28 protein-coding genes are annotated in these 23361 nt (G+C 58.3%); 3 read left to right on the forward strand and 25 right to left on the reverse strand.

Annotation, left to right across the window (positions count from 1 at the left end):
- Positions 1-38 precede the first annotated feature (38 nt).
- The 23 genes from cysE to fabD all read right to left on the reverse strand — a co-directional run bounded on the left by cysE (position 39) and on the right by fabD (position 19868).
- Positions 39-842: a serine O-acetyltransferase gene (gene cysE / locus FE702_RS05170; protein WP_147125198.1), complete on the reverse strand. Its 804-nt coding sequence runs from the start codon at positions 840-842 to the stop codon at positions 39-41.
- Positions 843-946: 104 nt separating this feature from the next.
- On the reverse strand, positions 947-4876 hold the full coding sequence (locus tag FE702_RS05175) for a baseplate multidomain protein megatron (protein WP_147125199.1): 3930 nt from the start codon (positions 4874-4876) through the stop codon (positions 947-949).
- Between the two features lie 9 nt (positions 4877-4885).
- Positions 4886-5311: an NlpC/P60 family protein gene (locus tag FE702_RS05180; RefSeq protein WP_147125200.1), complete on the reverse strand. Its 426-nt coding sequence runs from the start codon at positions 5309-5311 to the stop codon at positions 4886-4888.
- On the reverse strand, positions 5308-6189 hold the full coding sequence (locus tag FE702_RS05185) for a DUF2163 domain-containing protein (RefSeq protein ID WP_147125201.1): 882 nt from the start codon (positions 6187-6189) through the stop codon (positions 5308-5310). Before FE702_RS05185 ends, FE702_RS05180 begins: the two co-directional genes overlap by 4 nt.
- On the reverse strand, positions 6186-6815 hold the full coding sequence (locus FE702_RS05190) for a DUF2460 domain-containing protein (protein ID WP_147125202.1): 630 nt from the start codon (positions 6813-6815) through the stop codon (positions 6186-6188). The genes FE702_RS05185 and FE702_RS05190 overlap by 4 nt, the downstream gene beginning before the upstream one ends.
- 10 nt (positions 6816-6825) lie before the next feature.
- Positions 6826-7476, reverse strand: coding sequence for a phage tail tape measure protein (locus tag FE702_RS05195; protein WP_147125203.1), 651 nt, complete (start codon positions 7474-7476; stop codon positions 6826-6828).
- Complete coding sequence (locus tag FE702_RS05200) at positions 7473-7685, reverse strand: rcc01693 family protein (RefSeq protein WP_147125204.1); 213 nt, start codon at positions 7683-7685, stop codon at positions 7473-7475. Before FE702_RS05200 ends, FE702_RS05195 begins: the two co-directional genes overlap by 4 nt.
- Complete coding sequence (locus tag FE702_RS05205) at positions 7682-8002, reverse strand: gene transfer agent family protein (protein WP_147125205.1); 321 nt, start codon at positions 8000-8002, stop codon at positions 7682-7684. The genes FE702_RS05200 and FE702_RS05205 overlap by 4 nt, the downstream gene beginning before the upstream one ends.
- Positions 8002-8421 carry a phage major tail protein, TP901-1 family gene (locus tag FE702_RS05210; protein WP_147125206.1) on the reverse strand — a complete coding sequence of 140 codons (420 nt, stop codon included), beginning with the start codon at positions 8419-8421 and terminating at the stop codon, positions 8002-8004. The genes FE702_RS05205 and FE702_RS05210 overlap by 1 nt, the downstream gene beginning before the upstream one ends.
- Before the next feature lie 27 nt (positions 8422-8448).
- Positions 8449-8862: a DUF3168 domain-containing protein gene (locus tag FE702_RS05215; RefSeq protein WP_147125207.1), complete on the reverse strand. Its 414-nt coding sequence runs from the start codon at positions 8860-8862 to the stop codon at positions 8449-8451.
- Complete coding sequence (locus tag FE702_RS05220) at positions 8859-9197, reverse strand: head-tail adaptor protein (protein WP_147125208.1); 339 nt, start codon at positions 9195-9197, stop codon at positions 8859-8861. Before FE702_RS05220 ends, FE702_RS05215 begins: the two co-directional genes overlap by 4 nt.
- Positions 9194-9793, reverse strand: coding sequence for a head-tail connector protein (locus tag FE702_RS05225; protein WP_147125209.1), 600 nt, complete (start codon positions 9791-9793; stop codon positions 9194-9196). The genes FE702_RS05220 and FE702_RS05225 overlap by 4 nt, the downstream gene beginning before the upstream one ends.
- 149 nt (positions 9794-9942) lie before the next feature.
- Positions 9943-11112, reverse strand: a complete 1170-nt coding sequence (locus tag FE702_RS05230; RefSeq protein WP_147125210.1) for a phage major capsid protein — start codon at positions 11110-11112, stop codon at positions 9943-9945.
- A gap of 26 nt (positions 11113-11138) precedes the next feature.
- A complete protein-coding gene (locus FE702_RS05235) occupies positions 11139-11711 on the reverse strand; it encodes an HK97 family phage prohead protease (protein ID WP_147126131.1) in 573 nt (190 codons plus the stop codon).
- Positions 11712-11740: 29 nt separating this feature from the next.
- Positions 11741-11980, reverse strand: a complete 240-nt coding sequence (locus FE702_RS05240; RefSeq protein ID WP_147125211.1) for a GTA head formation protein, RCAP_rcc01685 family — start codon at positions 11978-11980, stop codon at positions 11741-11743.
- Positions 11973-13151, reverse strand: a complete 1179-nt coding sequence (locus FE702_RS05245) for a phage portal protein (RefSeq protein ID WP_147125212.1) — start codon at positions 13149-13151, stop codon at positions 11973-11975. The genes FE702_RS05240 and FE702_RS05245 overlap by 8 nt, the downstream gene beginning before the upstream one ends.
- A 138-nt stretch (positions 13152-13289) precedes the next feature.
- Complete coding sequence (locus FE702_RS05250) at positions 13290-14498, reverse strand: DNA-packaging protein (protein WP_255449592.1); 1209 nt, start codon at positions 14496-14498, stop codon at positions 13290-13292.
- 55 nt (positions 14499-14553) lie between these two features.
- Positions 14554-14841, reverse strand: a complete 288-nt coding sequence (locus FE702_RS18555) for a hypothetical protein (RefSeq protein ID WP_186826989.1) — start codon at positions 14839-14841, stop codon at positions 14554-14556.
- A gap of 277 nt (positions 14842-15118) precedes the next feature.
- Entirely contained in the window at positions 15119-16273 is a 1155-nt protein-coding gene (gene mltG, locus FE702_RS05255; protein ID WP_147125213.1) for an endolytic transglycosylase MltG, read from the reverse strand.
- A gap of 3 nt (positions 16274-16276) precedes the next feature.
- The gene (gene fabF, locus FE702_RS05260; RefSeq protein WP_147125214.1) at positions 16277-17533 is read right to left on the reverse strand and encodes a beta-ketoacyl-ACP synthase II; all 1257 of its coding nucleotides are present in this window, start codon (positions 17531-17533) and stop codon (positions 16277-16279) included.
- A 165-nt stretch (positions 17534-17698) separates the two neighbouring features.
- Positions 17699-17938 (reverse strand): acyl carrier protein, encoded by a 240-nt coding sequence (locus FE702_RS05265; RefSeq protein WP_147125215.1) that lies wholly within the window; start codon positions 17936-17938, stop codon positions 17699-17701.
- Positions 17939-18192: 254 nt separating this feature from the next.
- Positions 18193-18930 carry a 3-oxoacyl-ACP reductase FabG gene (gene fabG / locus FE702_RS05270; RefSeq protein ID WP_147125216.1) on the reverse strand — a complete coding sequence of 246 codons (738 nt, stop codon included), beginning with the start codon at positions 18928-18930 and terminating at the stop codon, positions 18193-18195.
- 11 nt (positions 18931-18941) lie between these two features.
- Positions 18942-19868, reverse strand: coding sequence for an ACP S-malonyltransferase (gene fabD, locus FE702_RS05275; RefSeq protein WP_147125217.1), 927 nt, complete (start codon positions 19866-19868; stop codon positions 18942-18944).
- 172 nt (positions 19869-20040) lie between these two features.
- On the opposite strand from fabD, the gene FE702_RS05280 reads away from it, so the two are divergent.
- Complete coding sequence (locus FE702_RS05280; RefSeq protein ID WP_147125218.1) at positions 20041-21228, forward strand: cytochrome b/b6 domain-containing protein; 1188 nt, start codon at positions 20041-20043, stop codon at positions 21226-21228.
- A 71-nt stretch (positions 21229-21299) separates the two neighbouring features.
- Here the strand turns inward: FE702_RS05280 and FE702_RS05285 are convergent, their stop codons facing one another.
- Both FE702_RS05285 and FE702_RS05290 read right to left on the reverse strand, forming a co-directional pair.
- The gene (locus FE702_RS05285) at positions 21300-21872 is read right to left on the reverse strand and encodes a YceI family protein (protein WP_147125219.1); all 573 of its coding nucleotides are present in this window, start codon (positions 21870-21872) and stop codon (positions 21300-21302) included.
- Positions 21873-21985: 113 nt separating this feature from the next.
- Positions 21986-22426, reverse strand: a complete 441-nt coding sequence (locus FE702_RS05290; RefSeq protein WP_147125220.1) for a hypothetical protein — start codon at positions 22424-22426, stop codon at positions 21986-21988.
- 324 nt (positions 22427-22750) lie between these two features.
- Between FE702_RS05290 and rpsF the strand changes: the two genes are divergently transcribed.
- Together rpsF and rpsR are read left to right on the forward strand one after the other, a co-directional pair.
- A complete protein-coding gene (gene rpsF, locus FE702_RS05295) occupies positions 22751-23116 on the forward strand; it encodes a 30S ribosomal protein S6 (protein ID WP_147125221.1) in 366 nt (121 codons plus the stop codon).
- A gap of 16 nt (positions 23117-23132) precedes the next feature.
- Positions 23133-23360, forward strand: a complete 228-nt coding sequence (rpsR, locus tag FE702_RS05300) for a 30S ribosomal protein S18 (RefSeq protein ID WP_005608650.1) — start codon at positions 23133-23135, stop codon at positions 23358-23360.
- The last annotated feature ends 1 nt before the right edge of the window (position 23361 follow it).

The raw sequence follows: 23361 nt of genomic DNA on the forward strand, positions 1-23361 counted from the left end.
ATCCTGTCGGCAGGCTTTGAAGTCTGCCGACCGAGCTATCAGCCCCCCAGAAGTTGGTTCATGGAAACCGATGGCTGGGAACATCCCGCCTCTCCAACGATGCGGGCTGGCACGCCGGCCACAGTCTTGCACGCTGGAACTGGATCTAACACGACGGACCCTGCTGCCACGCGGCTGCAATTGCCAACGTGAATGTTGCCAAGAACCTTTGCCCCCGCTCCGATCAGCACACCGTCACCAATCTTGGGGTGACGATCATCATCCTCTTTGCCGGTGCCGCCCAGCGTCACCGAATGCAACATCGAGACATTATCCCCGACCACCGCCGTTTCGCCGACCACGATGGAATGTGCGTGGTCGATCATGATCCCTTTTCCAACCCGCGCTCCGGGATGGATATCCACCCCAAACACTTCTGAAACACGCGCCTGAATGAAATAGGCAAGGTCATGGCGATCATGCTGCCAAAGCCAATGCCCCAACCGATACGCCTGCACCGCTTGGAAACCTTTGAAATAGAGCATCGGTTGGATCAGCCGATGGCAGGCCGGGTCGCGTTCCAAGACTGCCACAAGGTCCGATCGCGCCGCGTGTCCAATGTCGCTGTCAGACTGGTAGGCTTCGTCCGCAATCTCACGCAAAATTTGGACTGACATTTCACCTGACGCGAGCTTGAGCGCAAAGCGATAGGCCAAGGCCTTTTCCAGAGACGCGTGATGCAGAACGCTGGAGTGAATAAGCCCTCCCAGCAAAGGTTCAAGAATGACGGCCTGTCGGGCCTCGTCCTGAATTCGGTCCCAAACGGGATCAACTGGTGCAACTTGATGCTTTGTCTGGGTCATGGTTCTACGCCGCTGCATGGGTGTTTGGTGAAAAGATAAGTGACTTTTGCAGATTGCGAAAGTCCGCCGCTCAAATTCGCACCCCCCTGCGTTGGGGTTCAACATCACCTCGTTGCGTTTATAACGACCCTCGCCCCCGGCCCAAACCGCGCGGATACCTGGGCAATTTGCAGTGAGAAATCCCCAGTGACGCCATCCTCATCCATCATCTGGTTAGAGTAGAACCAGATGTCCTGCCCCACGGTCTCCACACGCAAGGTTTCACCTGCTGACATCACCTGGATCACATATGTTTCGCTGTCTTCGCCAAGGGGAACGTCAAGCTCGCTCCAAAGATCGCCATCGATGCGTGTGCGTCTGATCCATGACACTTGCTTCCCATCCACATGGTCCTGCACCTTCGGGAACACTGGTGCGTAGGGCCTCAGGCCGTTCCCCTCGAAGGCCGTTGTCATTTCCTCAAACGCGGGATCATCCAACGTCCGGTCCGAGGGGCCGACGCGCAAAAACTGCGTTACACCACGCGCGCTTTGAGGCAGCGACAATTGTTCGATTGATCCATCCAGCAGGACAAAGACAGAGCCAACAGGCCATACATGGGGGATTTCGCTATCCGTCCCGGCCTGCCCGCGCAGCAATCCTGACAGGACGTATGTGTCAGGCGCAATCAGTTCGGCGGTCTCGAACTGAATGACCTCCCACCCGTTCGCTGTGCCGTCCCCGACGGCAGCAGCGTTGCCACCGTTCAATAAGGCTTCGCGCGTGATCGACGACAGCGCTCCGTGGGTAAGTTCCACCACCAACGTGTTACCACGATCCGTCACACCAATTGGACCACGCCGCAGTTCCGATTGGGTACCCCCCAAGGTCGCAGCCGTCGGCAATACACGGTCGAGAACGTAATCATTTCCCGTCGCCGAGCGGTAAACGGCGGCTCCACCCGGCCATTCACTTGATGTCGCAGCCACATACGGCGCATGCGGGCTTTCATCCCCGGTCAACAAAGGCAAATCCAAGAAGACAGAGAACACAGGGGCTGACGTCGCGCTTGGCGGCTGACCAATGCTATCTTCGATCTCATAAGCGGGCTCGTAGACTTGGGCATCAACCCGCACCGCTTCGACTTTCAGGCTTTGAGTATCCTCGACACGATCAATACGAAACGCACCCATTCCGCCGGCCTCAGGCAGCGTCACGACATCCCCAGCCCCGAGATGGCTTTGCGATGGAGGCAAACTGAATTGAACGGTATCGCGCGCGATGCGGGCCTCCGACAACCATCTGTCCGCAATCGCCTGTCCTTCACTGCGCGTCAAAGCCAGATCAAGCTCATTCTTCGTGAGCGTGAAGCTTCGCTCATCCGGGAAAACGGCTTCTGATGCCGCCAGTTCAAAGTCACCGTCGGCATCGACATAATTGACTTGAACCCGCCCGCTCACTTCGGGGAATGCAGCACGCTCCTGAACAAGAACAGGCGTGTCCTCGTCGCTGAACACCAGCTCAGCGGGGTCCAAGGCCGCTGCGCTCTGCCCAGTCCGATTCTCGAAAATCAGCGTTCCGTTTCTTTCAATCGCGTCAAAGCCAAAGGCCAGCATAAGCGGCTGAAGCGCCGTCCGGGCGTCGGAGGCCTCGGCTGTGTGATACCCACGGACGAATCCAAACAGGCGTGACACGTCGTAATCGGTCACACCAGAGGCCTCACAAATCTCAGCGACTACTTCAGCGAGCCCCCGCCCCGTGGCGCGCCCGGTAATCCAATGGCCGCGCGCGTGATTTGCCGTGTCAGACCAAGTTTCGCCCAGTTGCGGAAAAAGTGGATAGGGCCGCGCGTCCCATGCCCAGACATGGGCACGCGACATATCAACCATGGGGCCGTCATAGACCTCGGAAAGGGGGTTGTGATCCCCGTCGTTCCAATAGCCATGCAGCGCCCGAAGGTATTGAAGCTGGATAAGCGGATCGCGTCGTCCCGTGGAATAGTACGGCAACGCAGACTCTGAAGACTTTGGATCGAGAAACTTGTTTGGTTGGTTCGTTCCCTTGTCAACGGCGGCGCACCCGATCTCGGTGAACCAGATTGGTTTGGATTGCGGTTCCCAGTCGGTCGGGAATTGTTTACGCGTGCCGTTGACGCGATCGTGGTGATACGTACCCCACCAATTTCGAATGTCCTTGTAGCGAAAAACCCAAGGTTCCTGTTCGGCCCCGTCTTCGATGGCAACACGATTTTGTGCGTCGCGGTCAGCCTCGGTGGGATAATACCAATCATAGCCCTCGCCCCCAGCGACGTTGCCCATCAGGTAGCTAAGATCATGCTCAGACCCGAACGCGGCGTCCGCGTGGTCCGTCCCTTCGCGCCAATCGGACAGCGGCATATAGTTATCGATGCCGATGAAATCGATGTTCGGGTCCGACCACAGGGGATCAAGGTGAAAGAAAACATCACCTGATCCATCCTGAGGATGATACCCGAAATATTCCGACCAATCCGCAGCATAGCCAATCTTCACGTCGGGCCCGAGGATTTCGCGGCAATCCGCTGCTAGTGCTTTCAACTTCTGAACCGCTGGAAAGCTGTTTCCCGCGCCCCGGATTTGCGTCAGTCCGCGCATCTCCGACCCTAGGCAAAACGCGTCGACCCCGCCCGCAAGCTTACACATATGCGCGTAATGCAGGATAAAACGGCGGTAACTCCATTCAGACGGACCGTGATAGGTCACCTTATTTGAATGACGCGTGAAATCCTCCGGCGTGGCGATACCAAAAAAGGCCTCAACCTCAGCCTCAGCCGCGGCAGAACCATCCGGTGAACCCGCGACTCCTGGCGCAAGCGAGGTCGTAATGCGCCCGCGCCACGGCAAACGGGGTTGTCCCAACTGCCCTCCATAGGGATCTGGCAGGCTGTTTCCCTCGGTCTGGGTCATCAGGACGAAGGGATAAAAAACCACGTTCATCCCGCGGTCTTGGATGTCACGAATGGCCTGGATCACGGACTGATCGGTCGGCGTTCCGCCATAAAGCGGCTCTTCCTCTTCAAACGGCACGAACTCGGCACCAGACCGAGACACTCCCGACACCGTCCAAGGCATCTTGGGGGCTTCAGTCTGTTTCTGTTCCACACGTGGCGTCAGGCTGCATGTTCCGCACCGCAGATCATCCCCAAACCATGAGACAATCATCGAAACCGACTGACACTTTGGCAACTGATGGTTCAGCATCTCCATGGACGCCTCAAAGTCAGTGCTCTTTCCCACCCCCCGTCGGTTGGCGGTGGTGACTTTCCCAAAGCCACGGTCATACGCCACAGCGGAGGTTGCCAGACTGTACTCACCGCTTCCCGGCATCAACGCCACGGCCCGCACAGCATCTGCCATGTCGTCAGGAACAGCCTTCTCCGATGCCTGCGAAGGACGGGTGACCTCAAAACTAAACTGCGGGACCCTGTTGCCGAAGGGCTCCAATTCGAGGTCTTCCATCACGACATACGCCGTTCCACGAAACGCCGGTGTGTTTTCTACGCCTTGGACAGCGGCGATCTTGGGGTCAGGCAATTGCATGCAATCGCCTTTGTAAACGCGCATGTTCAGCGTCTCGGGATCAACCTCTTCGCCATCGGCCCATACGCGACCGATATGCGAGACTGCGCCCTGACACACAGCGACGGCCAACGACACCGAATATGTGTAGGTCGTCGTCTTGGTCTTGGGTCCAGACGCGCCACCCTTCCCGCCTCCGGAACTCTCGGTGACTTTGCGCTCAAGAAACTTCGTCGCCCAGATGGTCTGCCCGGAAACGCGCATGCGCCCATAGACCTGAGCAATCGGGCTTCCTTCGCTGGCCCCGCTTAGTCTAAAACGGTCAATTCGCGCGGTTTCCACGGCGCGACTGCCGTTACCCATCAACCGCTGGTCGATGGCACGCCCAACCGTGGCCCCGATGGCTCGCCCCAAAATAACCGAGGACAAACCAAAGGCAGAGCCGCCGACAACGCCTCCAAGGGCCGCGCCAGCAGCGGATAGTACGACGGTTGCCATATCAGACCTCTATTCAGGAAACGCGAAATACGACACCACGCGGCGTTGCCACGGAGTGCTCAACGGGCTTTCGATCACGCCGTGCCGCATGTAGGCGTGGATAAAGTGCAGATTTGGATCGAGGCTGGAAATCACACCAAGATGCTTCGCGACCATGCCATCGCGCATCCGAAACAGGACAATCGCACCCGGCTCTGGTCCATCCAACTCTCGCAGATGTTCACGCGCAGCGCGCCACAACGCCTCGTCCTGCTGCGGCTCAGCCCAATCCATCGTATAGGCTGGAACATCCGCTGGGATTTCACCGGCCAAATCGCGCCAAACGCCAAGCACGAGGCCAAGACAATCTGTTCCAGCACCCCGCGAAGATGCTTGGTGGTGGTACGGCGTCCCGATCCATTCGCGTGCGGCCTCAGCAACTTTCAGCCCGCTCATACCAGCCGACCACCGTTGTTCTTGCCGCTCTTTCTCGGAACGGTCGTGATCCAATCATCGCCAGGAATAAACGGAAATCCTCGAAAATTTAGAATGTTAGAGAACTTTTCTGCACAAGTAGATGAGCGTTTGTCACACCCCGCAATCAGCCGCACCGTATCACCTGCGGCAACGCTCGCCCTGATCGGCTCGACCAGTCCGATGACCCGCTGATTTTCGGAAATCGCGTCGCTTCGAATGACACCCGTCAAACCCGCGCCAGCCCCGGTCACGACATCTAAACGTCCCCGCTCAAACCACTCCGGATCAAAGGCCAGGTTTTCAAACCCAAAGGTCTTGCGATCCCTCATCTCGGCGATCGGAACTTGTACCGAGAACGCCGCCCCCAACGCGTCAACCTTGCAAGTCTGATCCCCGAAGACCGCGGAGCAGGTCTTTAGGTATGAACGCCCCTGAGGCTGATTCAGCGCCTCGGTCAGGCCGCGCAACTCCGCCTCGAAACGTCCATCTCGCCGCGTGATCTCTCCGATAGTCCCGGCAAAAAGAACCTTTCGTTCAGCAACATCCGTCCAGTTGACCAGCCATGCCGTCACCAGAGCACCATCATAGAGGCCAGCGGTGATATCGGCGTCGGTGATCCGGTCATCCGTAAGCGCACCCAGCGCCTCGGTATTGTCGACAGACAGGCCTGTGGTCTGAACAACCGCACCTGCGGTCAACCCGCCATTGGCGTCAAACGACATGCCTTCAAAACTCAGGGGTAAATCATGATCCGTGAACCCAAACCGGGTGCCATCCTGGCGCTCCAGCAACCACGCCCGGCACACCGTCGTGAGGCCGGTCTTCAAATGCGCATGAAGCGCGTCTGTGCCACTCATATCCTGATCTCCACGACCGGGATCGACGGAACACCGCCAGCCTCGAAATTCTCGACAGAAGCCTGAAGAAGCCCGGTATCAAAGCGAACCGGAACGTCGAACTCAAACCCAGCCGTAACCTCTGCCTCAATGTCAGGCGCGCGGTCGAAAGTGATCTCTCCAGTGGAATAATCGACCGTGTAATCAATGCCTTCTTGCAGTTCCTGCTCAGCAACGCCAACCCGAACGCTGCCCAGGACCGGTTTCCGGACAGGTCGCACATAGCTTTGCTCGCCCGACCGATATGTTTTGGTCAATTGATGCACGGTCGTCATGCCATCACCCATCCCGATCAACTGATCATCGAAGCCAAGGTCTTTGGATTTTGCAGCCGACCGAAAATCCGCCCAGTCCTTCCATCGGAACCCAAACATCTGCCCTTGCCGCGCCTCAAAGAATGCCAACACGGTTTCGACATCGTCCAAGGACCTAATTCCGACACCTGCATCATATCGCCTGCGTGAGTGGCTCCATGGCGTGTTGCGTTCTTCGAACCCGTTGGCGAGCGTGACAATCTCTGTGCGCCGTTCCGGCCCACCCAACGCGCCAAAGCTCAGAGCCGTTGGAAATCTGACATCATGAAACATGGCGCTGCCCTCAGGTGTTCCGCTGGCCACGGCCAAGCGCACGGCTCACAGAGGCTGCGATTTGGCTCTGGCTTCGTTGAAAACCGGCAACGTCAGGGGTACTGATGTTGATGGTGATCATGTTTGCAGTCTTGGCGCCCTGCGCCTTTACCCCCAATGCGCCATCAGGCCCGCGGCTCAACGGCATGATGGCCTCGGGCCCCGCCTCTCCCATCAGGCCCATCCCATGCTTCATCGGAAAGGTCGTCGCCCGCGAAACCACACCGCCTTTGGCAAACGGCATCACCTGACCCGCCGAAAACGCGCCACCTTGGGCAAATCCCGCTCCACCAAACAGCCCACCCAGACCATTCACAATCGAATTGCTGATCCCTTTCGTGACGGGGGAAATTGCCGCGTTATAGGTTGTGTTGATAATCGACTTTGACAGGTTCTTGAGCGCATCTGCCAAACTGTCGCCCTGGAACACCAACCCATCAAAGGCAGAGCGCAATCCCCGGTTCAGTCCGGTTTCAAGCGTCTTCAGGTCCGTCCCGGTCACGGCAAGCGTCGCGCGCATGCTCTCAAGCTCCCCGGAAAACGCCTGTGTCATCGACCGAGCCGCCTCGAGCGAAACGTTCAACTGGTCGACCTCAGCATCGAAATTGGTGAAATCCGTCATGTTGATCCCTCTTCTTCCTTCCCGTTTCCTTGGTCAGGAAAGCGCTCCATCAACGCTTCCAATCCGGCCATGCGCATCGGTGCTTGCCCATCTACTTCGCCAAGCATGAGACGCAGCTCCGCAGGCGTAAGCGCCCAGAAATCGCTCGGCTGTAGTCCAAGCTGCCGTGTTCCCACGCAAAACAGCGCTCTCCAGTCAAACTGCGTCACGGTTCGGCGAAGGTCTCGAATGCCACGACCAAAAGACGTGCGGCGACCCGGGCCGCCTCCGCCATTCCACCACCGACCTCAGCGGTCAGCAGGTCAGCCTGATCGCCTTTCCACCCGCCCCCTCTCAGGCCGGCTGCCACCAATGCCAAAATGTCTCGTGCCGAAAACCGCCCTTGCTCAAACCGTTCGACAAGACACAGGATGCTATCCTCGCCCATCGAATGCTCCAGCTCGGCCAAAGCCCCAAGCGTCAGCTTGCAGACATGCCGTCGCCCATCCAGCACCAGCGCCACTTCTCCGGCAAATGGGTTGGCCATTAGATAACCGGCTCCACAAAGGTCAGCAGCCCGGCTGAAGCGAGGCTCAGTTCAAACGTCGCTTCGCCGTCATAGGTGCCTGCGTACTCAATCCCCGAGACCTGAAAAGGTCCTTCAACTGTGCCAAAATCAGGGATCACGATCTGAAACTCCGGCGCCGTCCCACTAAAGAAAAGCTCGCGCACACGGGCATCTGTATTCGCGTCCTTGAACACACCGGACCCGCTGATATTCGCGGTCTTTGTCCCCGCTCCAGCCAACAGTTCACGCCAGCCTTCCGGACTGTCGAGGCTGGTCACATCAACCGTATCGGTGCCGAAACTCACACGCGTCGCGCGCAATCCTGCCACTGTTTCGAACTGCTGTGTGCCGTTCATATCGACCTTTACCAAAAGGTCCTTACCGTTCTGAGCTACCATGGCTCACGCTCCATCTTGTTTAGGGGATCAAACGCCATCAATGCGGGCGCGAAATCTCAGGTCGATCCGGCGGATGTTGTCATTTGTGCCCGACCGTCCGGCTTTGGCCTTCAGAAACCAAAGGCCGACAAGCGTGCCGCGCGACAGCGACAGCTCCGCACCGATCAATGCGTCGCAGACGGCGGCGGCCACATCTTTGGCCTCCTGAAAACCGGATGCCTGACTGACCACCGAGATGACAAAATCATGCCGTGCGCCGTGGCCGTTCTGGTCTGATCGATCCAGCACATCTTCCGGACCAAGGCTGACGTATAGATCCGGGATCGTGCCTGACGGCACCGCGTCGTAGACATGTGACCCAACAAGCGCATTTAATGCCGCGTGAGCCATTAGTTCCTCAAAGACGGCCTGCTGTAATGCCGAAGAGCCCGCATAACTCATGCCGCCTCCTCCTCAACTGCGTTACAGATCAGGTAGTGACCACTAGCATCGGCTTCGGTCACCGCTAGGATGCTGAATATCCGCGTCCCATCGCGAAACCGTTGATCCGCTTTCGGACGCGACGCGGCGCCATAGGGCGCAGCCCGCACTGTGATCTTGAATGGCACCCGTGAGAGCGTTGCGAAATCGACACCGAACTCGCGCCCACTCCCTGCGCGCAGCTGCGCCCACATCATGCCAAGCGGTTGCCACGTTTCCGAAAAACCTCCGGCTCCGTCCGGCGTCCGCACACGCTCTTCGAGCGATAAAATCCGGTTCAGCTTGGGCTGGCTCATGCTCGTGACCCCGCCAAAAGGCGCACAGTCTTGTAGCGTTCGATCAAAACCGCCACGCCATATGGCATGACCGATCCACTCAGCGCAGTGTCACTGCGGTTTTCGTAATAGTGCGCAGCGAGCAGGAACACCGCCTGCGCAAGATCGGCTGGAAGATCACCAAAGCTCGCCGCAAAGCCGCCCTCAAAAACCACCTCGGCAGCGCCATTGCGCGGAATGGTCGGCAGCGCCCCACGCACTGGAACAATTCTCGGACGTTGGTGATCACGCTCCAGACGATAGTCGCCCGGATCAACAACGGTTTCATTTTCATCGGCATCAATCAGCACCAGTTCAAGGATCTGCCCAACCGGCGCAATGGGTAGCGCCTGGGCAGTAGAATCCCGCCAATGCGACAACGTCCACGAGAACTCGCGCGTCAAAAGAATTTTGCCAGTCCGCGCCTCAATTGCCGCCATCGCAGCCCGCAGAAAACTGACCAAGACCGGATCTTGCACGGCATCATCCGAAAACCCTGTCCCCAGCCGCAGATGTGCCTTGAATTCTTCGACAGGCAGGGCCGCATCCGGCGTGCTTGTCTCTTCCACTAACATCATGGAATGTCTCCAAAATCCGGTGTCGTCCAGAGAAGACGCGCGCCGCCTTCGCCGCTCGGACGGAGGGGAACTGCTAGACAACAAAGGCTGCAATGGCGCGCGTCAAACCGGGGAAGCTACTTCCACTGAGCGCTTCCCCTATCGCCTCTTCAGGAAGAGGCGAATTTCAGAACTTTGATCGCTGCAAAGTCGCTCACATCGCCACCCACGCGCTTCGTTGCGTAAAACAGGACATGTGGCTTGGCGCTGAACGGATCACGCAAAACGCGCAGGTCAGGACGTTCCGCAATCGTGTAGCCGGACGCAAAGTCACCAAACGCGATGGAATAGGAATCCGTCGCCGCATCCGGCATGTCTTCGGCGATCAAGACGGGGTAGCCCATCAGTCGCGCCGGCTCACCGGCAGCAAGCCCATCGGACCAAAGGAAACGACCATCATTGTCCTTCAGCTTGCGAACGATGCCTGCAACTTTGGAGTTCATGACGAATGTCGCATTGGCCCGGTACTGCGCACCCAGCGCGTAGACGAGATCGACGATTGCGTCCGGTGTCACATCCCCATTCGCACCGGAATTGACATAGCCAAGACTGTTCCACGCCCACGCAGTATCATCGACAATAGTGTGGGTCAGGAAACCGGTCGGCTTATCGACCCCGTCGCCGTTGATGAATGCATCTGCTTCGGCGCGCGCAAACTTATCGGCAATCCGCCCCGCCAGCCAGCCTTCAATGTCAAAGGCACTGTCATCCAAAAGACGCTGCGATGCTTTCGGCAGGGCTGACAATTCATGCAAGGCAATCGAAATACGGTCGATCGTCGGCGTTGCCGTCTCGGTCACTGTCGATGCTTCGGTCGCCCAGCCTGCACCCAGTTCACCGTGATCCACCAGAACGTCATAGGATGTCGCTTCGACATTCACGACGTTTGCGACGGCGCGGATCGAGGCCGTCGACGACAGAACCGACTGAATCGTTTCCGATGTTTGCGGATCGACAAGGTACCCACCATCGCCGTTTACCAGCGTCGACATCGACTTGCCTTCAATCTCCAGACCACGCAGGCCGTCATCATCGCCCGTCCGCAGATAAGCGTTGAACGCTTTTTGGTGCGGGGCTTCTGCCGGTGTCGACGACAGCGCCGGACGGGTCAGAGTTTTTCGATCAAGCATGGTCAGTCGCTCTTCCTGCTTTGTAAGCTTTGAATTCATGTCGGCCTGGAACGCGTTGAAGTCATTCATGAAACCGCTCAAGGCGCTCTTCACTGCCTCCGCCGGAGACACAACTTCCCCGGCCCGAGCCTTCGTCTCAGGTGTGCTCATGTCACGGGTCCTGTTTGCTCTTGGGTCTAAGGGTGCCGGTTTGGGGTGTTGTCCCGCGCCAGCGTCTCACGAGCCGCTTCGAAAGCGCCCGCAATTTCGCGCAAAACCGTATCCAGCGGGGCGTCGGTCTCATTCCCCTTGGACCCGACCCGCGCCTCCGGCAGCATCGGAAATGTCACAAGCGACACTTCCCAAAGCTCCAGTTCGGACAAGAGCCTCTGGCCCTTGTTTGTCTTCGTGGCCTTCACGGTGCGATAGCCAATGGATAGTCCGTCAATCGCGCCCGCTGACAAAAGCGCCGCCGCCTCGCGCGCCTTCTCGACGTCGCCCAGAAGGCGTCCTTTGACAAACAGCCCCGTCTCGTCCTCGCGAACCTCATCCCAAACACCGATGGGCTGCGTCGGATCGTGTTGCCACAGCATCTTTACTCCACGACCTGCCGCCTTCAGCTTGTCCAGAGAAGCAGCATAGGCCCCCCGCTCCACAACATCGCCGCCATTGTCAGCCTTGCCAAAAAGCGATGCATAACCTTCGATCTTCAACCCATCATCCACGGTGATCGGCGTCTCGATCCGGCAGAACTTGTGCTCAAGGCCCATGGTCTGGTCTTTTGTCATCATGTCTTCCTTCATGGTGTCACCGCCATCAGCGATTGAAAGGCCTGGGCAAGAACGGCTGCGACCACGCCATAGACGGTCAGCCACAACCGCCGTTCCAGCCGCACCATCAAATCGTCGATCCGATCCAGCCGTTTGTTCAGTGCTTCGAACTGAAATGCCGTCACGCGCTCATTCGCCTCAATGCGGGCAGCCGGGTCGTAATGTTTCGGGTCATAAGCAAGCCGGAACTGTTTGGGTTCTTCACTCATCCACCGCCTCCAACGGCGGCAGTCCCAGCAACTGACGCTTTTCCGCGTCCGTCAGAAAGGCCGCATTGCCGACCCGCGCCCATTGGGCATCCCGCTCGGACGCCAGCGCTGGCACCTGATCCAGATCAGGTTTCAACTCCACGGCTTCTCCGGTGAAGGCACTCAGCCAATCCGACAATCGCGCCGTCACCTTCTGAGCCAACGGCAATACAGTGATCCGATAAAACGCCCGATGCGCCTCTTGATAGTTGGCGTAGGTCGCCTCGCCAGGGATGCCAAGCAACATCGGCGGCACACCAAAGGCCGTCGCGATCTCCCGCGCCGCTGCTTCCTTGGTCTTTTGAAATTCCATGTCAGATGGGGAAAAGCCCATGGGCTTCCAGTCCAGGCCACCTTCAAGAAGCATGGGCCGCCCCGCATTGCGCGCGCCTTGGTGATGCATCTCCATTTCGCTCACAAGGCGGTCGTATTGGTCAGGGCCCATCTGCCCCATGCCATCGGCACCCTTATACACGATGGCACCTGACGGCCGCGCTGCATTGTCCAGCAACCCTTTCGACCACCGCGTCGCCGAATTGTGGACATCCATCGCCGTCGCCGCCGCCCGCAACGGGCTTAATCCATAGTGATCATCTTGTGGATGAAACGCCTTCACATGGCAGATAGGCGAGACGAGGCCCGTCGCATCAAACCGATGCTTCTTGGCACCGACCGTATACTCATAAGCCACCGGCCACCCATCGCCACCGGGCACCAAGGCCATGCGATCCGACCGAAGGACATGCAGTTCCACAGGCGCGCCTGTCTCCCCGCACACGGCCTCGACATAGCCATTACCCGTCAGCAAAAGCTGCCCATAGAGCGCTTCCAACAGGTCGGCACGTGTCTGAAAGCCGTTGGGTTTCGACATCAATGACAAAACCGGGTGCGCGTCAAAACGCTCTTTGTGATCCTGCAAAACCAAAGGCAGCGCTGCAGCTGCTTCAGCAATCAACTTGACCGCACGAAACCCCACCGGATTGCCAGTAAAGCCACTCTTGGTCAGCGACACCATATCGCGCGGCGACCATGCCACCCGCCCGGAGGTCTGATAGGCGATCACTGGCCCAGTGGCCGATGCCTTTTGCTCCGGCACGGCCTCAGCGCTAGAGGATCGAAAGAAATTCAGCATAACCTGCTCCTGCTTGACGGGCTTGGCTGCGTTCAGCTGCGCCCCTGCGGCTCAGGAAAGAACATGCCACCAACAGGTTAATCCGCGCTTGGACCACCGTGCGGTGGTCCCAAGATCGCGCCCGAGCCCGTCTGCTGTTCAAAGCGTCCGCATGCGGGGTTCTTGGAACTTGCGGGCAGGCTCGATCATCAGGTCTGTCAAAGCCCAGACCAACGCATCGACGCGGTCAGGTGATCCCTGCCCGGCGAAACCCTGCGTCGTCATTTGGGTCATTTGATCTTCCAGCGATCCGAGTCCTCGCGCGTGATACACACGCCCTTGCTCATAAAGCGCTGCAACCGGCTCTGCTCGCGCGACCTTGCCACGCGACGCATGGACCCCACGATAGGACACCAACGGATCAACTTGCCGCACAATGGTCTCTACCATTGCCCCACCTTGGTTGATCTCGGCAACCAGCCGATCTGCGCCGTTGGCCTCCAGCGCATCAACGGCCGCCTTAGCCCAACCAAGCGGGGTCTGGCCTATAACGGTCGCATCCTGCAACACATAGGCCTGCCACGTCGAAGGCGGCCCTTTCGTAATTGCCCCCGCAACCACAATCCCGCAGTCATCGCCATCGCTGCTCGCTGGCGGATCAACGGCCACAACAACCCTGTCCAGTTCAGGCAGGATATCGACCCCAATCGCCTCCAGCGACGCATGGCTCCACAACGCACCCTGCGTGTCCTCCAGAAGAACGCCGTCCAACTCCTGCCGTCCCAATCGTGTCCCGGCATACCGTGCACGCACCTCTTCAAGGAACGATCCAGCCAAATTGGCCCGGTTGGCCTCGGTAGGCGCAGTCGTGACAACCGTCGTTGGCATCCCGAGAATGCGTTTCAATGTCGGTTCATTCCTCGGCGTTGTGGTAACGACCTGCCGTGGCGAATTGCCTAGCCGAAGTGCAAATTGCAGCATGTCCCAAACATCACCCGCCTTGCGCCACTTCGCGATTTCATCCACCCACGCCGCGTCAAATTGCGGACCGCGCAGCGCCTCGGGTTCCTGTGCTGAAAACGCCCACGCAACCGCACCGTTCGGCCAAACCAACCTGCGCCGCGTGGCCTGCCACTCCGGCCTGCGATCGGGCGGGGAACATGCCAAAATCCCGCTATCACCGAACACCATAACTTCGCGAACCTGATCAAAGGTCTCCCCGATCAACGCAACAGCCTTGGAGCGCCCTTTGCCGAGCGGGGTTGCGCCCTCAACCTCCGACCTTACCCATTCGGCACCGGCGCGGGTTTTCCCCGCGCCACGCCCTCCCATGATCACCCAACTGCGCCAATCTCCATCAGGTGGCATCTGATGCTCGAAAGCCCAGAAATCCCATAGAAATGGCAGCGCACGCAGTTCGTCTTCAGTCAGACTCTCCAGAAACGTCTGTTGTGCTTCCTGCGGCTCGGAGGCGATCCAAGCGGCCCCCGATCGAACGCCGCACCGCGTCAAAGTCAATTTCTCCTTCGGCCAATCGGCCTTCTTCTGCTCTGATTTGTTGATCAAGCTCAATCTCCGCTTCTCGAAGTTGCTTGGACACCGACATCATCTCACGCTTAAGCTTTGGCAGCTGTGCAAGCTCACCAAATTCACCCGACCGCAGATCGGCCAGAACCTTTTCAACTTCTTCGATGTATCGGTTCAGCGACATGACAAGATGCGCTTGTCGCCTCAGCGCAGTTTCGCCCCGTGGGGGCGAACCCGTAACTTCCATTTGCCCCAAAGCCTCTCATGCATAACCGCACGAGCCAAAATTAGAAAAGCAGTCTACGGGTGTCCGCAAGGCCGCTCGGTCACTCTGCCTAGCAGGCATACTCTACCCTAGGGCGAGCGAAATATCAAGATTTCTCGCGAACGCAGGGCACGAAATGCGCCCGCTAAATCAGTGAAATTTTTACTTTTTCCCCACCGGGCATTCGTGCGGGGCCTTACTGGTTTGCCCGCTCTGCCTCGATTTGGCGCCAACGTGCGACGTTCCGATTATGCTCTTCGAGCGTCTCTGCAAACGCGTGCCCCCCGGTGCCATCAGCCACAAAGAAGATATACGGCGTCTCATCGGGGTTCAGCGCAGCCTCAATGCTCGCCGCACCAGGATTTGCGATTGGCGTTGGCGGCAGACCATCGATGACGTAAGTATTCCAAGGGGTTTCGCCCCGAAGCTCGGACTGACGCAAACCGCGCCCCAAAACGCCTTGCCCGCGCGTGATCCCATAGATGACCGTCGGGTCTGTCTGCAGACGCATGCCGCGGTTCAGACGGTTCACAAATACGCTTGCCACCTGCCGGCGTTCATCGGCAACGCCCGTCTCTTTTTCGATGATCGACGCCATGATCAATGCTTCGGCAGGGTTGTCGTAGGGGAGCCCATCTTCCCGCGCAGCCCAAGCATCGGCAAGTCGGGTCTCTTGTGCCGCAAGCATCCGAGCCACGATAGCGGACCGTTCCGTCCCCGGCGTCACTTCGTAGCTATCAGGTGCCAGCGAACCCTCTGGCGGAATCTCATCAACCGCGCCTTGCAGGATATCCAGTGATCGCAGCGACGTAATGATCTGCCAGGACGTCACCCCCTCGGCGACAGCCACGCGAAAGCGTGTCCCTGTCGACTCCTTCGCCGCCTCATATTCTGCAGGGGCTTCGTCCGCTGCCGGATCAAAGACGGCCTGTTCGACATACCGGCTGGTTTCCGGGTCCAGATCGCGGACCTGCACGCTCGTGCGATTGACGCCAATGCGATAAACCACCTCGGTCCCACAGGTGCTCTGGCCACCGACGGTTACGGTGGTCAGGATATCCTGCATCGTGGCACCGGGCTCGATGAGGAAACTCCCGGCTTTCAGATCGTCTGCTTGCTCGGTGTAATCCGCCGCCAACCGGAAAATCGCCTTGTTCGAGATTGCCCCTTCCGACTCTAGTTTCGACGCCACACGCGTCATGTTCGAGCCGGGGTCCACCTTGAGGCAAATGGCACGGGACAGCGGCCCTTCGGCTTCATATTGGCCCATCCCCCACAGGATCAGACCGCCGATCAGGAACAATCCCACGACAAAGAAAGACAAGGCATTCGAGGCGATATGGCGCCACATGGATCAGACCTTCCCGAAGATCACGCTCGCGTTCGTGCCGCCAAAGCCGAACGAATTCGACAGGGCGTAGTTGATCTCGCGCTCGACCTTGGCGTTGGGCGCCAGGTCAATCGCCGTTTCAACGGCAGGAGTGTCCAGATTGATCGTCGGCGGGGCAACCTGATCACGAATGGCCAGGATGCTGAAAATCGCTTCAATCGCGCCCGCTGCACCCAGCAAATGGCCCGTCATCGACTTGGTCGACGACATGGTGACCGTTCCAGCCGCGTCACCCATCATGCGCTCAACAGCACCCAGTTCGATGACGTCCGCCATCGTCGACGTGCCATGTGCATTGATGTAATCTAGCTGTCCGGCTTCGATGCCCGCACGCTTCAACGCAGCGCGCATAGACCGCTCTGCGCCATCGCCGTCCTCTGACGGGGCCGTGATATGATAGGCGTCCCCTGACAGACCATAGCCAAGAACCTCGGCATAGATCGTCGCGCCGCGCGCTTTTGCGTGTTCGTATTCTTCAAGCACGACAGCCCCAGCGCCTTCGCCCATGACAAACCCGTCACGATCTTCATCGTATGGCCGGCTTGCCTTTGTTGGGTCTTCGGCACGTTTTGTCGACAGCGCCTTACAGGCGTTGAAACCCGCAATCCCAATTTCAGAAATTGGGTTCTCACCACCACCCGCGATCATCACATCGGCATCATCCAGCGCAATCAAACGCGCCGCATCGCCAATGGCGTGCGCCCCTGTAGAACAGGCTGTGACGACCGAGTGGTTCGGCCCCTTAAATCCGTAGCGAATGCTGACCTGCCCAGCCAAAAGGTTCACCAGCGCGCCGGGAATAAAGAAGGGCGACACGCGCCGTGGCCCGCGCTCATGCAACAGAACCGAGGTCTCCGCGATTGATGTCAAACCACCAATGCCCGACCCCATCAGAACGCCGGTACGCTCCAGCGCGTCATCGTCTTCCGGCGTCCATCCCGCATCTTTCACGGCTTGCTGAGCCGCTGCCATGCCATACAGGATAAAGTCGTCGACTTTCCGGCGATCCTTTGGGTCCATGTATGTGTCAGGATTGAATGTGCCATCGCTGCCATCGCCAAACGGCACTTCACAGGCATAGGTCGTCGTCACGCGGCTTGTATCAAAACGGGTGATCGGACCTGCGCCGGACACGCCATCCAGAATGCGCGACCACGTCTCTTCGACCCCATCGGCCAAAGGCGTGACCATTCCCAACCCCGTCACGACAACTCGACGCATGACAGCCTCCGTTCTTTGTGCTTTGCGCGATATAGGACCGCAGGGAACCTACCTGCAAGTCAAAGCGGCGCAATCGTCCAAGGCGCGCGGAAAATCAGCGCTGCACCGCCAAAAGCAAAACGGCGCCCGTTTGGACGCCGCCTCGCTAGAACACTCAACCGATGCTTACGATTCAGTCGCTTCGGTGATGAATTTTGTGGCGTCCTGGAACGTCTGGATTGTTTCAGCCGCGTCGTCAGGGATCTCGATGCCGAACTCTTCTTCGAACGCCATCACCAGCTCAACGGTGTCGAGGCTGTCTGCGCCCAGATCGTCGATGAAGGAAGCGGCATCAACAACCTTGCTCTCTTCAACGCCCAGGTGCTCAACAACAATCTTTTTAACGCGGTCTGCGATGTCGCTCATGATTACGTCCTCATCGTTCGTGGCCCAAAGGCCTGTCATTCTCTTGTCATGCTGACAAGACAGTCAGCAGCCAGTTGCTCCATAGCCTGTGCGAGCGGGCCAAGCATCGGAATCTGCGCCGCCTATAACACAGCAATCCCCAGTGGCAAATCCTTTGTCACCGGTTGCTGGTCTAATCGGCGCCCGCTGAAAATCGGTGTGTTTCCACCCAGTTTCAATCCATCAGAGGGCGGGAATACCACACCTTGCAATGCTTAAATCATCGCCATGCCGCCATTCACATGCAGCGTTGTCCCAGTGACATATCCCGCCTCTGCGCTTGCCAGATAGACAACAGCAGCCGCGATCTCTTCTGGATCACCCATGCGTCCTGACGGCACCTGTTTCAGAATTGCGTCTTTCTGATCATCGTTCAGTTTGTCGGTCATCGCCGTGGTGATAAAGCCCGGCGCGACGCAGTTTACCGTCACACCCCGACTGGCGACTTCATAGGCCAACGACTTCGACATGCCGACCATACCGGCTTTGGAGGCCGCATAGTTGCCCTGCCCCGGATTACCCGTCGCACCGACAACCGAACTGATGTTGATGATCCGGCCCCAACGAGACTTCATCATCCCGCGCAACACGCCTTTGCACAGCCGCATGGTCGAGGTCAGGTTGATATCAATAACGCTCTGCCATTCGTCATCCGACATCCGCATGAACAAGTTGTCGCGTGTCACACCCGCATTGTTCACGAGGATGTCCAACGCGCCCATCGCCTCGATGGCCTGTTTAGGAAGCGCCGTGACGGCTTCTGCATCGCTCAGATTACAGGGCAGCACATGCGCGCGTTCGCCCAACTCAGCGGCCAAAGCCTCAAGCGGTTCGACCCGCGTCCCCGACAATCCCACGGTTGCGCCAGCAGCGTGCAATTGCTTTGCAATCGCGCCGCCGATACCGCCAGAGGCACCCGTCACAAGCGCGCATTTACCCGTCAAATCAAACATGTCTTTCTCCTTCACGCGTTCAGGGCAGCGATATTCTCAGGTGTGCCGATTGCCGCACAGCTGATTGAACGCTCAATGCGCCGGATCATTCCAGACAAAGCTTTGCCTGCACCCACTTCCCAGATTTCATTCACACCTTGGCTGTGCATCCACGCCACGCTTTCACGCCAGCGGACAGACCCGGTGATCTGCTGCACCAACAAATCGCGGATGTCGTCCGGCGCGCTCACACCTTCTGCGCGCACATTCGACACCACCGGCACGACCGGGGCTGAAATCTGTACATCTGCCAAGGCTTCTTTCATGCGCTCTGCCGCAGGGGCCATCAGGCTGCAATGGAATGGAGCGCTGACTGGCAACAATACGGCACGCTTGGCCCCCTTCTCCTTGGCAAGCTCTACCGCGCGTTCTACGGCGGCCTTGTGACCCGACACGACAACCTGTCCGGGGTCATTGTCGTTGGCCGCCTCGCAAACCTCATCGCCTGCGGCCTCTGCCGCAACAGCGGTCACCGTCTCGTAATCCAACCCAAGCAATGCGGCCATGGCCCCCACACCGACAGGCACCGCATCTTGCATCGCCTGACCGCGCACCCGCAAAAGCCGTGCGGTATCCGCCACGGTCAACGCGCCCGCTGCGGCAAGCGCGGAGTATTCACCAAGCGAATGACCGGCCACAAAAGCAGACTGATCAACGCTAAACCCTTCCGCTTCGAGGGCACGCACCGTGGCAAGGGAGGTTGCCATCAAAGCCGGTTGCGCATTCGCAGTCAGCGTCAGAGTGTCCTGATCACCTTCCCAGATGAGCGCGCTCAGCTTTTCTCCCAGCGCGTCGTCAACCTCGTCAAAGACTGCTTTTGCCGCAGGATAGGCATCCGCCAGATCCTTGCCCATGCCAATCGCCTGAGCACCCTGCCCCGGAAACACCATTGCGCGCATATTGCCCTCGTCCCTTGTTGTCTGATCCGATTAGCGGCTTGCCTGCTCTATGAAAAGGGCCGCTACGGCAACCGCGCGCATATTCACCATCTTTGTGCGTAGGGGGCGGTGATGAATTGAACCGCAATGCACTAGGTTACGACTCAGGCAAGATTGCATCGAAGGACACCACATGGCCCTGACCAACAGCTCTGACCGCTATGGCGGCGTCACAAAGACCTTTCACTGGCTTACCGCCCTTTTGATTTTTACCGTTATTCCGCTTGGCGTGATCGCGCACAATCTGCCCTACGACACCGCAGAGCAACTGGCCCGCAAGGCGTGGCTGTTTTCCATGCATAAAACCGTCGGCGTGACGATCTTCTTCGTTGCCATCGCCCGCATCCTCTGGGCTGTTTCTCAACCAAAGCCGGATCCCGTCGCGGCCCAGCCTGCTCCCTTGGAGTTTTTGGCAAGCCTCGCGCATTGGACGCTCTATGCGTCGCTCATTCTTGTGCCGCTGACGGGTTGGATTCACCATGCGGCCACCACCGGCTTTGCGCCGATCTGGTGGCCATTTGGCCAGAATTTGCCGTTTGTACCCAAGGACAACATCGTCGCCGAACGCTTTGCAACACTGCATATGTTCTTTGAACGTGTTCTGGTGGCATCGCTCCTGCTTCACATCGCCGGCGCGCTCAAACACCATGTCATAGACAAGGACGCCACTTTGCGGCGGATGTGGTTCGGAAATACCGCGGCGGCTGGCGCAACCGGCCACGGCAACGCCGTTCTGCCACCACTTGCGGCCTTGATCATATTCGCCGCCGTCGGCACCGCCGCAGCCCTCCAACCTGTCGAAGACGGACCCGCCGTGCCTAGCTTGCAAGCAGTCGTAAGTGATTGGCAGGTGCAAGACGGCGACATCACCATCACGATCACTCAATTCGGGGCCGAAGTCGGAGGCAACTTCTCTGACTGGACCTCTGCGATTGAGTTTGATCCTGACGCGCCCGGACCGGTGAAGGGCAACGTGACGACCACGATCAACATTGCGTCCCTCACGCTTGGATCAGTCACCGATCAGGCGCTCGGCCCTGACTATTTCGCGGCTTCAGAATTCCCCACAGCAACCTTTACCGGTGATCTTGTGGAAACCGACGGAACCTATGAAGCGCAAGGCACCCTGCAAATTCGCGACGTGACCGAGCCACTGACCTTTCCGTTCGACCTTGTCATCGAGGATGACACCGCCACCGTCGACGCGGCACTCTCGCTCAACCGTCTCGATTTCGACATCGGGCAAAACATGAATGACGAAAGCTCGCTGGCGTTTGGTGTCGATATCAACATCACGTTGACGGCGACACGCGCCGATTGATCTGAACGCACAAAATCCAACGAAAAAAGGGCCGCAAATTGCGGCCCTTTTCTTTTGGGTGTGGCGGTAGCTTAGCCAGCCTTCTGCGCTTCGATCGAGATCATCACATTGACCTCATCTGAAACCGGGCCAGCGAACATGCCGACGCCAAAATCCGTGCGCTTCAATGTCGTTGTCGCGTCAAACCCTGCCCATTCGGTCTGGTTCAACGGATTTGGACCAGCCTTGTTCAACTTCGCGTCCAGAACCACCTCTTTGGTGATCCCGTTCAGCGTCAGATCGCCCGTGATCATCGCCGTGTCTTCGCCCGTGACTTCGATCGAGGTAGACGAGAATGTCACCAGTTCTTCGTCATTGGCATCAAAGAAATCCCCTGACATAAAATGCGCGTCGCGCTGCTCCCAACCGGTGAACATGGACGTCACAGGCATCGACACGTTCACACTGCTGTTGGCAGGGTCTTCCTGGTCAAACATGATCTCGCCTTCAAAGCCTGAGAACATGCCAAAGGTCGTCGAAAACCCGAGGTGGTCATAGTTGAAGACGATCTGGCTATGGCTTGAATCAAGCATGTATTTTTCAGGTGCAGCAACTGCACCGGTGGCCAGCGTTGCAATGGCGGCGGCAAGGGCGAGGTTTTTCATGGAGGATATCCTTTGTTCCGAAAGATACCCTGGAGTATGGGGCGGCTCTTGCTCAGTGCAATTGACGAGCGGTCAACATTTCGCGTGCGCAAGCGCACCAAAGGAAATTGAACCTAGCCCAATTGTGTTTCGACGTCCGGGTCCAGCTTCAGCACGGCTAGGATTTCGCCCTCTGGCGCGTGCAGATGCAACGCATGGTCACGGACATACATCGCGCCCAGATCGCTGAAGCGGTAGAACTTTTTCAAGAGGCTCTTGCGACCACTGCGTTCCACCACCCGTACTTCCTTGCGGATCAGGTCGACATGAACCTCCGGTGGTCGTGCTTTGCTGTTGCGATAACAGGCGATGGCCAGCATCAGGAGCCCGACGGTGACACCGCCCTTCATCGCGATAAGATCCATGTCAAAACTGGATCCAGGCATCAGCCAAAGCGCCAGAGCCGCGAAGACCAGAGCCTTCGCAAACACACCCTGCAGAAGCCGGCCCAGCGCTGCCAAGCCGTTATGCCCAAACCGCGAAGGAAGCCGGTAGCCCCACTTCGTGTTGTCCATCCGGACAGTTCCACGTGCACTTTGTTCAAAATCTGCAAACGACATTTGCCTCACCCGATACCGTTTCGATTTGATTAACAAACAGTCACAAGGTGGCGGTCAAAAGGCCGGACTGCGAAACTTCCGGGTCCAAGAAACGGCAGGTCACAGGCAAAGATGCGTCCAAACTTGGGCAGCCCCTACAAGACACCATCGCCCTTGCGCATAGGCACCCTCTGTGCCAATACGCGCCATCCGCGAAAGACATGAACCGGCGATCCTCTCGTGCAGGGCCCGCGGAACCTTGGCCCCGCTATGAAGTCGCTCAGACAATTAGGAGACGACATGCCGCTCTACGAGCATGTTTTTATCTCGCGCCAGGACCTGTCCAGCGCGCAGGCAGAAAGCCTGGTTGAACACTTCTCGACTGTACTGGCTGACAACGACGGCAAAGTGCTCGATTCCGAGTACTGGGGCGTCAAAACGATGGCCTACAAGATCAACAAGAACCGCAAAGGCCACTATGCCTTCCTGAAAACAGACGCACCTGCGCCTGCTGTGCAGGAAATGGAACGCCTGATGCGCCTGCACGAAGACGTCATGCGCGTGCTGACCATCAAGGTCGACGAGCACGCCGAAGGCCCATCGGTTCAAATGCAAAAACGTGACGAACGTGACGGCCGCCGCGAGCGCCGCGACGATCGTCGTTAAGAGAAGGGGATAAACCATGGCCGCAAAACCATTTTTCCGCCGCCGCAAGGTCTGCCCGTTCTCCGGTGAGAACGCGCCAAAGATCGACTACAAAGACACACGTCTGCTGCAACGCTACATCTCTGAGCGTGGCAAGATCGTGCCGTCCCGCATCACCGCAGTATCCGCGAAGAAACAGCGTGAACTGGCCCGTGCCATCAAACGCGCCCGCTTCCTCGCCCTGCTGCCCTACGCTGTGAAGTAAG

Origin of the sequence: Shimia ponticola, from assembly GCF_007995215.1 — a bacterium.
In the GTDB taxonomy this organism is placed as follows: domain Bacteria; phylum Pseudomonadota; class Alphaproteobacteria; order Rhodobacterales; family Rhodobacteraceae; genus Shimia_B; species Shimia_B ponticola.

Coding starts and splice junctions, on each gene's coding strand:
- rpsF (WP_147125221.1), top strand. CDS start 22,751: ATGCCGCTCTACGAGCATGTTTTTATCTCGCGCCAGGACCTGTCCAGC.
- FE702_RS05280 (WP_147125218.1), top strand. CDS start 20,041: ATGGCCCTGACCAACAGCTCTGACCGCTATGGCGGCGTCACAAAGACC.
- fabD (WP_147125217.1), bottom strand. CDS start 19,868: ATGCGCGCAATGGTGTTTCCGGGGCAGGGTGCTCAGGCGATTGGCATG.
- FE702_RS05235 (WP_147126131.1), bottom strand. CDS start 11,711: ATGGGCCTTGAGCACAAGTTCTGCCGGATCGAGACGCCGATCACCGTG.
- mltG (WP_147125213.1), bottom strand. CDS start 16,273: ATGTGGCGCCATATCGCCTCGAATGCCTTGTCTTTCTTTGTCGTGGGA.
- FE702_RS05245 (WP_147125212.1), bottom strand. CDS start 13,151: ATGCTGAATTTCTTTCGATCCTCTAGCGCTGAGGCCGTGCCGGAGCAA.
- FE702_RS05205 (WP_147125205.1), bottom strand. CDS start 8,002: ATGGCCAACCCATTTGCCGGAGAAGTGGCGCTGGTGCTGGATGGGCGA.
- cysE (WP_147125198.1), bottom strand. CDS start 842: ATGACCCAGACAAAGCATCAAGTTGCACCAGTTGATCCCGTTTGGGAC.
- FE702_RS05190 (WP_147125202.1), bottom strand. CDS start 6,815: ATGTTTCATGATGTCAGATTTCCAACGGCTCTGAGCTTTGGCGCGTTG.
- rpsR (WP_005608650.1), top strand. CDS start 23,133: ATGGCCGCAAAACCATTTTTCCGCCGCCGCAAGGTCTGCCCGTTCTCC.
- FE702_RS05180 (WP_147125200.1), bottom strand. CDS start 5,311: ATGAGCGGGCTGAAAGTTGCTGAGGCCGCACGCGAATGGATCGGGACG.
- FE702_RS05230 (WP_147125210.1), bottom strand. CDS start 11,112: ATGAGCACACCTGAGACGAAGGCTCGGGCCGGGGAAGTTGTGTCTCCG.
- FE702_RS05195 (WP_147125203.1), bottom strand. CDS start 7,476: ATGACGGATTTCACCAATTTCGATGCTGAGGTCGACCAGTTGAACGTT.
- FE702_RS05225 (WP_147125209.1), bottom strand. CDS start 9,793: ATGATGTTAGTGGAAGAGACAAGCACGCCGGATGCGGCCCTGCCTGTC.
- FE702_RS05290 (WP_147125220.1), bottom strand. CDS start 22,426: ATGGACAACACGAAGTGGGGCTACCGGCTTCCTTCGCGGTTTGGGCAT.
- FE702_RS05250 (WP_255449592.1), bottom strand. CDS start 14,498: ATGCCACCTGATGGAGATTGGCGCAGTTGGGTGATCATGGGAGGGCGT.
- FE702_RS05175 (WP_147125199.1), bottom strand. CDS start 4,876: ATGGCAACCGTCGTACTATCCGCTGCTGGCGCGGCCCTTGGAGGCGTT.
- FE702_RS18555 (WP_186826989.1), bottom strand. CDS start 14,841: ATGTCGCTGAACCGATACATCGAAGAAGTTGAAAAGGTTCTGGCCGAT.
- FE702_RS05220 (WP_147125208.1), bottom strand. CDS start 9,197: ATGAGCCAGCCCAAGCTGAACCGGATTTTATCGCTCGAAGAGCGTGTG.
- FE702_RS05240 (WP_147125211.1), bottom strand. CDS start 11,980: ATGAGTGAAGAACCCAAACAGTTCCGGCTTGCTTATGACCCGAAACAT.
- FE702_RS05185 (WP_147125201.1), bottom strand. CDS start 6,189: ATGAGTGGCACAGACGCGCTTCATGCGCATTTGAAGACCGGCCTCACG.
- FE702_RS05265 (WP_147125215.1), bottom strand. CDS start 17,938: ATGAGCGACATCGCAGACCGCGTTAAAAAGATTGTTGTTGAGCACCTG.
- fabG (WP_147125216.1), bottom strand. CDS start 18,930: ATGTTTGATTTGACGGGTAAATGCGCGCTTGTGACGGGTGCCTCTGGC.
- fabF (WP_147125214.1), bottom strand. CDS start 17,533: ATGCGTCGAGTTGTCGTGACGGGGTTGGGAATGGTCACGCCTTTGGCC.
- FE702_RS05215 (WP_147125207.1), bottom strand. CDS start 8,862: ATGAGTTATGCGGGCTCTTCGGCATTACAGCAGGCCGTCTTTGAGGAA.
- FE702_RS05210 (WP_147125206.1), bottom strand. CDS start 8,421: ATGGTAGCTCAGAACGGTAAGGACCTTTTGGTAAAGGTCGATATGAAC.
- FE702_RS05285 (WP_147125219.1), bottom strand. CDS start 21,872: ATGAAAAACCTCGCCCTTGCCGCCGCCATTGCAACGCTGGCCACCGGT.